11 protein-coding genes and 1 tRNA gene are annotated in these 12,755 nt (G+C 57.7%); 10 read left to right on the top strand and 2 right to left on the bottom strand.

Features of this window, described 5'->3' with window-relative positions:
• The first annotated feature begins 70 nt into the window (after positions 1–70).
• Positions 71–979: an alpha/beta hydrolase family protein gene (locus AC07W7_RS04790; protein ID WP_495038847.1), complete on the top strand. Its 909-nt coding sequence runs from the start codon at positions 71–73 to the stop codon at positions 977–979.
• A 70-nt stretch (positions 980–1,049) separates the two neighbouring features.
• Entirely contained in the window at positions 1,050–1,463 is a 414-nt protein-coding gene (locus AC07W7_RS04785) for a hypothetical protein (RefSeq protein WP_495038846.1), read from the top strand.
• A gap of 223 nt (positions 1,464–1,686) precedes the next feature.
• Here AC07W7_RS04785 and gabP read toward each other — a convergent pair whose 3' ends face one another.
• The gene (gene gabP, locus AC07W7_RS04780) at positions 1,687–3,078 is read right to left on the bottom strand and encodes a GABA permease (protein ID WP_099169259.1); all 1,392 of its coding nucleotides are present in this window, start codon (positions 3,076–3,078) and stop codon (positions 1,687–1,689) included.
• 553 nt (positions 3,079–3,631) lie between these two features.
• Between gabP and AC07W7_RS04775 the strand changes: the two genes are divergently transcribed.
• From AC07W7_RS04775 to AC07W7_RS04755, 5 genes are all read left to right on the top strand, one after another.
• Complete coding sequence (locus AC07W7_RS04775; protein WP_029295861.1) at positions 3,632–4,405, top strand: ABC transporter ATP-binding protein; 774 nt, start codon at positions 3,632–3,634, stop codon at positions 4,403–4,405.
• Positions 4,406–4,418: 13 nt separating this feature from the next.
• Positions 4,419–5,168 (top strand): ABC transporter substrate-binding protein, encoded by a 750-nt coding sequence (locus tag AC07W7_RS04770; protein WP_197882914.1) that lies wholly within the window; start codon positions 4,419–4,421, stop codon positions 5,166–5,168.
• A 75-nt stretch (positions 5,169–5,243) separates the two neighbouring features.
• Positions 5,244–5,939, top strand: a complete 696-nt coding sequence (locus tag AC07W7_RS04765) for an ABC transporter permease (protein ID WP_076961640.1) — start codon at positions 5,244–5,246, stop codon at positions 5,937–5,939.
• Between the two features lie 38 nt (positions 5,940–5,977).
• A complete protein-coding gene (locus tag AC07W7_RS04760; protein WP_076961781.1) occupies positions 5,978–6,667 on the top strand; it encodes an ABC transporter permease in 690 nt (229 codons plus the stop codon).
• Positions 6,648–7,862, top strand: coding sequence for a methyltransferase (locus AC07W7_RS04755; protein ID WP_169863974.1), 1,215 nt, complete (start codon positions 6,648–6,650; stop codon positions 7,860–7,862). The genes AC07W7_RS04760 and AC07W7_RS04755 overlap by 20 nt, the downstream gene beginning before the upstream one ends.
• A 242-nt stretch (positions 7,863–8,104) precedes the next feature.
• On the opposite strand, the gene bcsQ is transcribed toward AC07W7_RS04755, so the two are convergent.
• Positions 8,105–8,944, bottom strand: coding sequence for a cellulose biosynthesis protein BcsQ (bcsQ, locus tag AC07W7_RS04750; protein WP_495038845.1), 840 nt, complete (start codon positions 8,942–8,944; stop codon positions 8,105–8,107).
• Positions 8,945–9,446: 502 nt separating this feature from the next.
• On the opposite strand from bcsQ, the gene AC07W7_RS04745 reads away from it, so the two are divergent.
• From AC07W7_RS04745 to AC07W7_RS04735, 3 genes are all read left to right on the top strand, one after another.
• Positions 9,447–9,522 (top strand) — tRNA-Thr (locus AC07W7_RS04745).
• Between the two features lie 164 nt (positions 9,523–9,686).
• Complete coding sequence (locus AC07W7_RS04740; RefSeq protein ID WP_495038844.1) at positions 9,687–11,534, top strand: NACHT domain-containing protein; 1,848 nt, start codon at positions 9,687–9,689, stop codon at positions 11,532–11,534.
• Between the two features lie 604 nt (positions 11,535–12,138).
• Positions 12,139–12,378 (top strand): hypothetical protein, encoded by a 240-nt coding sequence (locus AC07W7_RS04735; protein WP_232243891.1) that lies wholly within the window; start codon positions 12,139–12,141, stop codon positions 12,376–12,378.
• Positions 12,379–12,755 lie beyond the last annotated feature (377 nt).

Here is a 12,755-nt window from a genome sequence, read left to right as displayed (position 1 = left end):
TGTCAGCCTCCAATAAAAACTGCGCACGGGTCTTCACCCCCCACCGAAAGCGCATGGATCGAGGCCAGTGATGAACCTGCCCAGCCGCCCGCACCCCGAGACATTCCACGAGCCCGCCGCCGACAACTACCCCATCGGCGGCTTCACCTGGCGCCATATCCGCACCGATATCGAGCGCCCGGTAGTCATCATCAACGCCGCCACCTCGGTGCGCTGCCGCCACTATTCGCGCTTTGCCGACTATCTGTTTGCCAATGGTCTGGACGTCATCACCTACGACTATCGCGGTATCGGCGAGTCGCGTAGTGGCTCGTTGCGTGGGTTCAGGGCCTCCTGGTCGGACTGGGGCCGGCTGGATTTCGAGGCCATCGTGCAGCGCGCGCAGCGCGAGTTTGCCGGGCAGCCCATTGATGTGGTCGGCCACAGCTTTGGCGGCTGTGCGGCCGGTCTCGGGGCGTCGGGGGCGGCCATCAGGCGCCTGGTTACCGTGGGCGCACAGTTTGCCTACTGGCGGGACTATCAAGCGAACGGGCGCTGGCGGATGCTTGCCAAGTGGCACCTAGTGATGCCACTGGTGACCGCCCTCTGCGGGTACTTCCCGGGCAAGCGCCTGGGCTGGCTGGAAGACACGCCCGCCGGGGTGGTGCGCGACTGGAGCACACCCACGCCCACCTATGAGACACGGCCCAGCGGGCGCGTCCTGGGCGAACTGCCCTTTGCCCGGGTACAGGCGCAGATCCTGGCCATCAGCCTCAGCGACGACCCGTTTGGCACGGTGACCGCCATTGAGCGCCTGCTGAATTACTTCCAGGCCAGCGAACGCACGCACTTGCGCATCGCCCCCATGGATATTGGCGAAGAAGCCGTCGGGCATTTCGCGTTTTTCCGTAGTGAATATCAGGATCGGTTGTGGCCGATTGCACTGGCGTGGCTGCAGCATGGCCAACTGGCGACCGACACACCGGGTACGCAGCTGTAGAAACCCTTGGGATTTCGCCAGACCTGCGCTTCAATACGCCACCCAGATCCTGAACCAAGGACGTGAGCCCATGGCTTCGCCAGACAAGCAGCAAAAACGTGCCCAACGGGCCAAAGCCAAGGCCAAGCAGAACCGCACCCAGCGTGCCAATGCGCCCAAGCAGGATGCGTTTGCCGGTGACGACGAGCGCATTGACCTTGAGTCGGTGGACTTGACCGAACTGTTCGTGGAAATGCGCGCGGCCGGCGAAACCAGCCAGCAGGCGCTGTGTGCGGCATTCCTGGCGCACCCGCTGCTGGCGCTGGTGCTGGAGCAGGAAGGCGAAGAAAACGCCACGGACTTTATCCTGGCGGCGCTGATCGAGTATCGGCAGTGGTCCACCGACAGCGACGATGAAGCGGCGGCGTTGGCGTGGATTGAATCGCCGCAGTTCCAGGCGGACTACGTGGCGGCATCCCAGACGCTGACCAGCGCGCAGGATTGATACAACACCAATGTGGGAGCCGGGCTTGCCCTAATGCCGATCAGTTAAGCGAGCGCAATGCTCAAAGCAGTGAAGATCAAATGTGGGAGCGGGCTTGCCCGCGATGGCGGTGGGCCAGTCAATATCGTAGTCGACTGAACCACCGCCATCGCGGGCAAGTCGAATCGTCGAACCGCCGCTCCCACAGTGCTTTTTGGCGCTAGGCAACACGCATTTCGACTCGTCAGTTGAGCACCGCAGCCCCCAACTTCTGGGCCCGGCGCCGGCTTGCCACCAGCAACCCCGCCGCAACCACCAGCAGGCTCAACACACCGGTCGCAATAATCTCCACCCGGTGCGCCTCCTGGAACAGCATGATGGTCAACGCGCCGACGATAAACACGATCACCGCATAGGTCAGGCCCGGAAACAGCCACATCTTGAAGGCAATTTTCTCGCCCGCCGCGGTACGTTTCTGACGCATGCGCAGTTGCGACACGGCAATCACCAGGTACACCAGCAACGCAATCGCGCCAGAGCTGGCCAGCAGGAATTCAAACACCGCCGCCGGGGCCACATAGTTGGCGAATACCGCAAGGAACGCCGCGCCCGTGGACAGCATTACCGCCCAATAAGGCGTGCCGCTCTTGTTGGTGCGCTTGGCGACCGCCGGGGCATCGCCACGACGCCCCAGGGAGAACAGCATGCGCGACGCGGTGTACAGCGCCGAGTTCAGGCAACTGGTCACGGCGACCAATACCACCAGATCAACGATCAACTTGGCATTCGGGATGCCCATGCGCTCCAGCACAGTCTGGTAGGAACCGACGGCCGCCAGGGTCGGATCGTTCCATGGCACCAGGGCCACGACGATGAAGATCGACACCAGGTAGAACAAGCCGATCCGCCAGATCACCGAGTTGGTGGCCTTGGTGATCTGCTGGCCCGGGTTCTTCGATTCTGCGGCCGCGATGGTCACGATCTCGGTGCCCATGAACGAGAACATGGTGGTCAAAATCGCCGCCAGCACCGCGCCCATGCCGTTGGGCAAAAAGCCCTGGGTGTCGAACAGGTGCGAGACGCCGCTGACCTGGCTGCCCGGCAGCCAGCCGAAGATCGCCAGCACGCCGAGGATCACAAAACCAATGATCGCGACAACCTTGATCAAGGCAAACCAGAACTCGAACTCACCGTAGTTCTTCACGCTGAACAGGTTGGTGGCCGTCAGCAACAAGGTAATGACCAGGGTAAAGGCCCAGATCGCCACATCAGGGAACCAGGCATGCAGGATGGTCGCGGCGGCGTTGGCTTCCAGGGGAATGACCAATACCCAGAACCACCAGTACAGCCAGCCGATGGTAAAGCCGGCCCAATGGCCGATAGCCCGGTCGGCGTAGGTAGAAAATGAACCGGTGTCGGGTGAGGCGACGGCCATCTCGGCCAGCATGCGCATCACCAGCACCACCAACGTACCGGCTGCGGCATAGGCCAGCAGCACGGCGGGCCCGGCTGCCGCAATCGCATGGCCGGAGCCGACAAACAGACCGGCGCCGATCACACCGGCAATTGACAACATGGTGACATGCCGCGGTTTGAGCCCCTGTTCGAGGTCATTGGAGCTTTGCGTACGACTCATTGACACACCTTTGCGAGGAATTGCGAATACGGTCCGCCCGGCCTGCTGCGCTTTCGTGAAAAGAAACAAACAGGGCGTTCTTTATTCTTTACGCAAGATTTGCGCCAAAATGTTACAAAACCAAGGTTGACGCGGGCTGTAGGAAAATCCTTCAGCGCTCGCAAGCCATTGAGATTACTGGCAATCCGCCACAACGTTACCGGCCGACTCACATCCAGAACCAATGGGCCCACCAAAAAACCACACAGAAAGTATGTGACACCCAATTAAAGGGCCCATAGGCACCGTTTACCCGTTTAACCCTTCCAACACCCGGCCAAAGCTGGCAACATCGCGCCCTTTTTTACGCGACTGCCATGGGTTTATCGGTTAAAACGACTGTTCGGTTGTTGATGGCGCGACACGCTGCTGTGCCGATGCGACAACCTGTCACACACTGTCTGTTTAACGCCCGTGGCGCTGTTGGCTGTCATCCGAACGCTATGCTAGCTTGGCGCCACGCCAGGAAGGCGACCCAACAGCAGGAACGCAATGCACACAATGAGGACCGCTCATGGCTTTGGCCGCGCCCGCGCTTGAAATCCGCAACTTGCATAAACGCTATGGTGAGCTGGAGGTGCTCAAAGGCATCTCGCTGACCGCTCGCGACGGCGATGTGATCTCGATCCTGGGCTCCTCCGGTTCCGGCAAATCCACGTTCCTGCGCTGCATCAACCTGCTGGAAAACCCGCACCAGGGCCAGATCCTGGTGGCCGGCGAAGAACTCAAGCTCAAAGCCGCGAAAAACGGCGAGCTGATGGCCGCCGACGGCAAGCAGATCAACCGCCTGCGCAGCGAAATCGGCTTTGTGTTCCAGAACTTCAACCTCTGGCCACATATGAGCATCCTCGACAACATCATCGAGGCCCCACGCCGCGTGCTCGGCCAGAGCAAGGCCGAAGCCATCGAAGTGGCCGAGGCCCTGCTGGCCAAGGTCGGTATTGGCGACAAGCGCCACGCCTACCCGGCGCAATTGTCCGGCGGCCAGCAACAACGCGCCGCCATCGCCCGCACCCTGGCGATGCAACCCAAAGTCATTCTGTTCGATGAGCCCACTTCGGCACTTGACCCGGAAATGGTTCAGGAAGTACTTAATGTGATCCGCGCGCTGGCCGAAGAAGGCCGCACCATGCTGCTGGTCACCCACGAAATGGGCTTTGCCCGCCAAGTGTCCAGCGAAGTGGTGTTCCTCCACCAGGGGCTGGTCGAAGAGCAAGGATCGCCACAGCAGGTGTTTGAGAACCCGCTTTCGGCGCGCTGCAAACAATTCATGTCCAGCAACCGCTAACGGAGCAACATGCATGCAGAACTATAAAAAATTCCTCCTGGCCGCCGCCGTTTCCATGGCGTTCAGCGCCACGGCCATGGCCGAGACTTTGAAAATGGGGATCGAGGCGGCCTATCCGCCCTTCAACAATAAAGACGCCAGTGGCAACGTGGTCGGCTTCGACAAAGACATCGGCGACGCCCTGTGCGCCAAGATGAAAGTCGAATGCAGCGTAGTCACTTCCGACTGGGATGGCATCATCCCGGCCCTGAACGCCAAGAAGTTCGACTTCCTGGTGTCGTCGCTGTCGATCACCGACGAGCGCAAGCAGGCCGTTGACTTCACCGACCCGTACTACTCCAACAAGCTGCAGTTCATCGCGGCCAAGTCCATCAAGGACTTCAAGACCGACGCCGACTACCTCAAAGGCAAGATCATCGGGGCGCAGCGCGCGACACTGGCCGGGACCTACCTGGAAGACAAACTGCCAGACACCACCGCCAAGCTCTATGACACCCAGGAAAACGCCTACCTCGACCTGACGTCCGGCCGCCTGGACGGGATGCTCGCCGACAAGTACGTGCAATACGAGTGGCTCAAGAGCAAAGACGGTTCGGCCTACGAGTTCAAGGGCGAGCCGGTTGTAGAAAGCGACAAGATCGGCATCGCCGTGCGCAAAGGCGACCCACTGCGCGAGCGCCTGAACAAGGCCCTGGCGGAAATCAAGGCCGACGGCACCTACAAGAAGATCAACGACAAGTACTTCCCTTTCAGCATCGAATGATCCTGACTGGCCAGACCGGCGCGCTCGCTTGAGCGCGCCGGCTTTTCGCAATGCCTTGCGCGATATGAAAAAACCATGAATTTCGATCTCTACGGATTCGGCCCCGCACTCGCTGCCGGCGCGCTGATGACCGTCAAACTGGCACTCACGGCGTTATGCCTGGGGCTGGTGCTCGGCCTGGCCGGCGCCTTGGCCAAGACTTCCCCGTACAAGTTCCTGCAATGGCTTGGCGGCGCTTACTCGACCATTGTCCGCGGCATTCCCGAACTGCTGTGGGTGCTGCTGATCTATTTCGGCACGGTCAATATGATGCGGGCCCTGGGGGAGTTTTTCGGTAACCCCGACCTGTCGCTCAGCGCCTTCGCCGCCGGGGTGATTGCCCTGGGCCTGTGCTTTGGCGCCTACGCCACCGAGGTGTTCCGTGGCGCGATCCTGGCGATCCCCAAGGGCCACCGTGAAGCGGGCATTGCCCTGGGCCTGTCTAAGCTGCGCATCTTCACCCGGTTGATCATGCCGCAGATGTGGCGCATCGCCCTGCCGGGCCTGGGCAACCTGTTCATGATCCTGATGAAGGACACCGCGTTGGTCTCGGTGATCGGCCTGGAAGAAATCATGCGCCACGCGCAAATCGGCGTGACCGTTACCAAGCAGCCCTTCACCTTCTTCATGGTCGCGGCCTTTATGTACCTGGGCCTCACCGTCCTGGCCATGGCCGGCATGTACTTCCTGGAAAAACGCGCCGCTCGCGGCTTTGCGAGGAGCACGCAATGAACGGCGACTACAGCTGGCTGGCGCATTTCGACCTGGGCCTGAACTGGGCCGTGATCATCAAGTGGCTGCCAAGACTGGCCCAGGGCGCAACCCTGACCCTGGAGCTGGTGGCCATCGCGGTGATCGCCGGCCTGCTGCTGGCGATCCCCCTGGGCATCGCCCGTTCTTCGCGCCGGTGGTACGTGCGCACCCTGCCTTACTGCTACATTTTCTTCTTCCGTGGCACACCGTTGCTGGTGCAGCTGTTTTTGGTCTACTACGGCCTGGCGCAGTTCGACGCCGTGCGCGAGAGCGCCCTGTGGCCCTACCTGCGGGACCCGTTCTGGTGCGCCACCGTCACCATGACCCTGCACACCGCCGCCTACATCGCCGAGATCCTGCGCGGCGCGATCCAGGCCATCCCGCCCGGTGAGATCGAAGCGGCGCGGGCGCTGGGCATGTCCAAGCCCAAGGCGCTGTTCTACATCATCCTGCCGCGTGCCGCGCGCATCGGCCTGCCGGCCTACAGCAACGAAGTGATCCTGATGCTCAAGGCCAGCGCCCTGGCCAGTACCGTGACCCTGCTGGAATTGACCGGCATGGCCCGCACCATCATTGCCCGCACCTACCTGCCGGTAGAGATCTTCTTTGCCGCCGGCATGTTCTACCTGCTGATGGCCTATGTGCTGGTGCGCGGCTTCAAGCTGCTGGAACGCTGGTTGCGGGTCGATGCCTGCCAGGGACGCTGACAGCGGGTTAACGGGCGAGCGGCTGCTGGCCCGTTTCCTCGCGCTGGATGCCTTCCTCACCGAGCATCAAGGGCTGTGGCGACCACGGCCCTTCACCCACCTGCAATTACCCTGGGAAGCCCAGCATCCCACGCTGGCCCAATGGCTGCGCCGGCGCTCGCTGGCACAGGCCGAAAGCAGCCATAACCTGCCCACTGCCCTACAGGCGCCGGCGCCGTTTCCGCAATGGGCGGAGCTGGCCGCGCGCCTGAGTGCTGTGGATAAGTTACCGTCGGGCGTGCTGCATGCGCCGTCGTCGCGCCTGAATGTGGATGTACCGGGCCGCAAATGGCAGCAAATCGAGGCGTTTGGCAGCGCACTGCAGTTTGCCGAGCGCCCGACCCATTGGCTCGACTGGTGCGCCGGTAAAGGCCACCTCGGCCGTCGGCTGCTGCAACCGGGGCAACACCTGACCTGTCTGGAGTACGACCCGGCACTGATCGCTGCTGGTCAGGCCTTGAGCGCGCACCACCACTTGCCCGCCACCCACCGCTGGCAAGACGTGATGGCGGATGTAGCGATCAACCCCGAACACACGCCTGTGGCCCTGCACGCCTGTGGCGACCTGCACGTACGCCTGCTGCAACTGGCCAGCGCCGCCGGCTGCAAACACCTGGCCGTGGCGCCCTGCTGCTACAACCGCATCGCCAGCGAGCAATACCAGGCGCTGTCGGCCGCGGCCCGCGCTTCGGCGCTGCGCTTGTCACGGGAGGACCTTGGCTTGCCCCTGAGCGAAACTGTCACCGCTGGCGCCCGGGTGCGCCTGCAACGCGACACCTCCATGGCCCGGCGCCTGGGCTTCGATCAGTTACAACGGCAATTGCGTGGGCGTGATGAGTACCTGCCCACGCCTTCGCTGCCCAGCGAATGGCTGCACCGCTCCTTCGCAGACTACTGCCAGCACCTGGCGACGCTCAAAGGGTTATCCACAGGTGCGCAGGATTGGGCAGCCCTGGAACAGCATGGCTGGCAACGTCTGGCCCATGTACGAAACCTGGAACTGGTGCGTGGCTTGTTTCGTCGCCCGCTGGAAGTGTGGCTGGTCCTGGATCGGGCATTGTTCCTGCAAGAAAACGGTTACAAGGCTCAAGTGGGCCGCTTCTGCGAAACAGCCCTGACCCCGCGCAACCTGATGGTGCTGGCCGAGCGCGATTAAAGGGCAAGGCGCCCTGTGGATAACTCTGTTGATGAATTTCTGTAGGACGCCGTAGAGGCGGGCGCTACAGAGGAAAATGCTGACTGATCATTTTTTGTTCACAAAATAAAACGCACGCAAAACAGGCAGTTGCAGCGTAATGAGAACGGCTCCACAAAATGACGGTTTCAGCACCTGCCCGAGCAACAGATTGTGCATAAGCATCTGCAGACAACCGTATAAGGCGTCGCACAAGTCGCGATTCAAGTGCCATCCAGTCGCCGACACAGCCCGTGGATATCCTCACAGGCCATGCTCACGGCCCCACAGTCCAGCGGGTCATCGGAAAAAGCCAGCGCCTCACTGATCAACGGGTCGCGATGGATCACATCCATGCCATCTTCCCCAAGGCGCCGCTTGAATGCGTCCAACATATCCAGGCTGAAGGCACTGCCCTCATCCAGTTGGTTGACGAGTACGTGACAGCGCAGTACCGATGGCCGCGCAAGGTACGGCGCCAGCAACCGCTGCATCGGCTCCAGGGCACTCAGCGATGAGGCGTCCGCCAGGGCAACGATGACGACGGTATTGGCGGCCTTCAACGCCTGGTGCAGGTACACGTTATTACCGGCCGGGGTGTCGATAATGACGCTGTGCTGCTCACTCAAGCCCAGGTGCGACAAATGCTGCGCCAGCCAATCCGGGTCCTGTTTGAGCCAGCGCTGCAAGTCTTCCTGCTGTTGCCTGTCGGTCTCGCCAAAGACCAGCACCCGACAGCCGCAGAAACCGGGCTGGGCGAGATGATCCCACGCTTGATTGCCCAGGCTGGCGCGACCGATCCCCAAGGCGTCGTGGGGCAGGCCAAAGTGTAGGTGCAGGGCATTTTGCGGGTCCAGCTCCAGGACCGTCACCGGGCGCCCCAGGCGTTGCAAGCCACTGCCCAAGGCCGTCGCCAGGGTACTGCGACCCACTCCGCCATTGACCGACGCCAACACCACCACCTGCGCTCGGCAGGCCGGCATAACGGTAGGCTGGGGTTGTTCAGCGGGGGAAGAGGCAGCGTCGATGGGGGTATCTTCAAAAAACTGCAGTGTCGACGTCATCGGGCGATCATGACTGGCCGTCTTTTTTGCAAAAACCTCGTCGTCCTGGCTCACAGCCCATCCTCCCTTGTCACGGCACCTCTTGCAGAGCATGGGTGCACTTGTTGTTCAAACAGTGTGTGACAGGATGTGGAGAGTGTCATTATTTTGCTGTTTTTTATCTCACTCAATTCGACGAGCGGACAATCGTCAAATTAATGGCCTTCCTTTTATACGCGCCCACTGTTCGGCAGCCTGCTCGGCACGGGACGCACTGACCCGCGCCAGGTCGACGGGATACTCCACCCCCGGTGCGACCCATTCCGGCTTGAGATTGTCCGGCTCACTGTCAAGGCCCCTGATGACCAACCACGCTCAAACCCTGGCCTCAAGGCGGCACTCATCATCCGTTGCGAAACCGCTGAAGCCCGCGACCGGCCGTGGAAAAATCGCGCGCTGAAAAATAGTCAGAATTCAGGGGTTTACAGAACCTTTCCAATCGCTATAATCGTCGCCCTAACACGCCGGTATAGCTCAGTTGGTAGAGCAACTGACTTGTAATCAGTAGGTCCCGGGTTCGACTCCTGGTGCCGGCACCATTTAAAAACAAGGGCTTGCAGCGATGCAGGCCCTTTTTTTTGCTCCTTACGTAACAACGTACGTAACAAAGCTCTCACCATCGACCACGATAGGGTTAAAGGTTGCGGGTGACCACACCGGAAACCTAGCAATATCTATCGATATGACGCTATAGGGAAATAGTATGTCTGCCACAGCTCTGACAGTCTCGATGCTCTCTCGGCTTTTGACCCCTCTCTTCAAAGACCTCTATGCAGGAGCTAAAGGAGGAGTTAAGGAAACGCTCGCGAAGCTCTCTACCGACTCTGGTGTAAAAAAGCTTGCGAACACGTTGATAAAGTTTGACAAAGTAAAAACAATTTGGTCCCCAGAAGACGAAGTCTCACTGAGTAAATTCTATTACCCCTCCCAGATTTCCATTGGTGATGAAGAGAAAGTAATCAATTCCGAGCAAGACCTTCCATCGGGAAATATAGTGATCGAGGGTATAGTAGGGCAGGGTAAATCCATCTTCATGAGATACCTTGCATGCTCACTATTACCTACATCAGGTGTAAAGCAAATCCCTTTGCTCCTAGAGCTTAGGAATATCTCTCTAAAAAGAACGCTTCAAGACAGCATTTATAGCTTCCTAAAAACTGTAGGTCTAAAAGGCGACGAAGAAACTTTCAACTACCTCGCTTCCTCGGGTAAAGTTGTATTGCTACTGGACGGCTTCGATGAAGTTCCGAGAGAGTGCGTCACAGATATAATTATAGAGATCGATACTCTCCAAACTTTGCACCCAGAGCTAAAAATAATAATTTCAAGCCGACCTCAAAGCGATATACAAAGCCTCGTTGGTTTTCAGATATATAGATTAGTGCCACTAAAACCGGAAAACTACGAGCCCTTTGTCAAAAAACTTATACCATCCGCTATAAAACGCACAGAAGTAGTGGACGCCCTGAGGGCGTGCCCTGAAAACATTCAGGGAATCATATCCACGCCTCTAATGCTGACACTGGTAATAGTCGTTTATCAAACCGAGAAAGAAATCCCTCTCAGCCTTTCGGATTTTTTCGACAAGTTGTTTGGTGTAGTATTTACCAAACACGACAAAATTAAAGCAGGTTTCAACAGGCAGCATCATAGCGGCTTAGCGGAGCGACGTCTGAGACAGCTATTCGACGCATTCTGTTTTATGGTAGTGCAAAACGGCGGGGGGCGATCATTAAAGCCAAGCCAGTTTAATAGAGCTTTCGACGGCGCATTAAAGCTCAGCAGAGATTGCCAATGTGAAGTCGAAAATTTCAGAAAGGACATCGTTAAAGTAGCCTGTCTTCTTATAGAAGAAGGGTTAGATCTGACTACATTTCTGCACAAGAGCATTTTGGACTATCACGCTGCTGCGTTCATCAAAGAACTTCCCGACACACAGGCTCAGGCTTTTTACCACGCAGCCGCGAAGGACTACAAAAAGTGGCAGGCGGCACTCAGCTTCCTTAAATCAATTGATCAAGTAAGATACGCGAAAGACTACTACATTCATTCTACCAAAGAACCTTACGATCAACTTTTACAAATAGTCGAAAACCCAGACGATAAAGAGCTTTTTAAATATCTTGTTAACTTAGGCCCCGACATCGGGGGAACTTTGTACAACAAGAACTTGGTATCGTGGGGCCCTCACCGAGACGACATTAACGAACTGGAAGAGGCAATAAACTCTTGCGTGCTACGACGCGTGGTCACACTATTTGCCGATGCGCAAGATATTCAAATTACTCGAATATTAGAAAAATCCGTACCAGAAGAGACAATGAAACTAACAGCTCATAAAGTTTCAATACAGTGCCTGATAGACGAATTTGGTATTGATACATTCAGGAGTGCGTTGAGAGCCTTCCTGAATAAGACTCTAACCACAATTAAAGAATACAGAGTGATAGTGGATAGTGAAGTACGGCAAGAGAGCATTCTAGAGGGTATTCTTGGAGGCGCAGTAGATCCAACCCGCCCTATTAAATCTTCAGGCAAGCAAAAACGATAACTCATATCGGTCGGGAAATTTCAGATTTGCATAGAAGTTTCCCGAGCCGACAACGAGGGATCCGTTCTCTTCTCCTCCTGCAGAATCTTAGAAGCTCCAGAGGTGTCATTTGGAGTCTGAGCGGGCCATTGCAGGTGCGAGGCCCGCTTAGTTGAACGACACCCAGTGTGTCCACGCATCAAGCGTCCCCCCCTACGACACTCTGGAATTTTTTCCCGGTGCACCCATCAAAAGTGTGTAAGAAGTGTAAGTGAGATTTGTTGTCTATCTCTATCCCTTATATTTCAATAGCTTAGAACCATTTCTAAACCGTAAGTAGACTGTCGGATCAGTGTCGGCGCCGAACAGTTCGTGACTGTAAGTGAGATAACTCACAACCCACTGTTTTCAAATGTTTTTTTAATCCATTTTCCTGACTTACACTTTTTGACGACGCGACTGTAAGTGACACCCCCCAATGAATCCGGGGCTTTTCAGGCGTTTCTCGACCCGCTGACGCCACTTACGTGTCAGGAGGGGGTGTACCTGGAAAAAGTTTTCAGCAGCCGTTCAGGCACGCCCCACCAGACTGCTCTCGCCTCGTGACGTTAATCCGGAGAACACCATGACAAAGCCCTGCTCCGTCGCCCCCATTCCAAAAATTGAAGTCATCAAGAAAGGCGCCCTATGGGACGTCCATTGGGACTACCAGGAAGGACCGGCCAGCCTGATTCTGTTCAACCGCGCTGATTACCTGCGGGACTATATAGATGATGCGCTGGACATCCTTGGGATTGATCCCGATTGCGTGTGCTGCGCCAGCGGCGTGACCGGCACGGTAAAACGACTGACTTGTAATCAGTAGGTCCCGGGTTCGACTCCCTGGTGCCGGCACCATACAAAACGAAGCCTTCACAGAAATGTGGGGGCTTTGTTGTTTCTGAGGATTGGGCTTCAGAACCGCCGATATTCCGGAGAACTGCTCCACCAGAAAAATCCCACACCCTGCAAGTTGCAGCCCATAAGCCATCGCGCTAACCTCCCCAACGTCGCTGCTCATCAGTGACCGGGCGTGGAATCCCGAGTAAGAAGACGCTACAGCGTCGTCAAGCAATCAGCGGGCGCTTTTTTTGTGTCTGTTTTTTGTGCTTTTTGGCGGCTGTACGTGGGAGGCCCCGTGCCTGCCGAGTCGCTTCTTCTCGGATTCCAACCTGCGTACAGCTGCCACCCTCACGCTTGGAA

It is taken from the genome of Pseudomonas sp. GW821-FHT01D09, assembly GCF_059422465.1.
This window is presented reverse-complemented; position numbering and strand designations above follow the sequence as displayed.

Bases quoted from the DNA above. Each gene is read 5' to 3' on its own strand.
- AC07W7_RS04790 (WP_495038847.1), top strand. From the start codon at position 71: ATGAACCTGCCCAGCCGCCCGCACCCCGAGACATTCCACGAGCCCGCC.
- AC07W7_RS04785 (WP_495038846.1), top strand. From the start codon at position 1,050: ATGGCTTCGCCAGACAAGCAGCAAAAACGTGCCCAACGGGCCAAAGCC.
- gabP (WP_099169259.1), bottom strand. From the start codon at position 3,078: ATGAGTCGTACGCAAAGCTCCAATGACCTCGAACAGGGGCTCAAACCG.
- AC07W7_RS04775 (WP_029295861.1), top strand. From the start codon at position 3,632: ATGGCTTTGGCCGCGCCCGCGCTTGAAATCCGCAACTTGCATAAACGC.
- AC07W7_RS04770 (WP_197882914.1), top strand. From the start codon at position 4,419: ATGCAGAACTATAAAAAATTCCTCCTGGCCGCCGCCGTTTCCATGGCG.
- AC07W7_RS04765 (WP_076961640.1), top strand. From the start codon at position 5,244: ATGAATTTCGATCTCTACGGATTCGGCCCCGCACTCGCTGCCGGCGCG.
- AC07W7_RS04755 (WP_169863974.1), top strand. From the start codon at position 6,648: ATGCCTGCCAGGGACGCTGACAGCGGGTTAACGGGCGAGCGGCTGCTG.
- bcsQ (WP_495038845.1), bottom strand. From the start codon at position 8,944: ATGACGTCGACACTGCAGTTTTTTGAAGATACCCCCATCGACGCTGCC.
- AC07W7_RS04740 (WP_495038844.1), top strand. From the start codon at position 9,687: ATGTCTGCCACAGCTCTGACAGTCTCGATGCTCTCTCGGCTTTTGACC.
- AC07W7_RS04735 (WP_232243891.1), top strand. From the start codon at position 12,139: ATGACAAAGCCCTGCTCCGTCGCCCCCATTCCAAAAATTGAAGTCATC.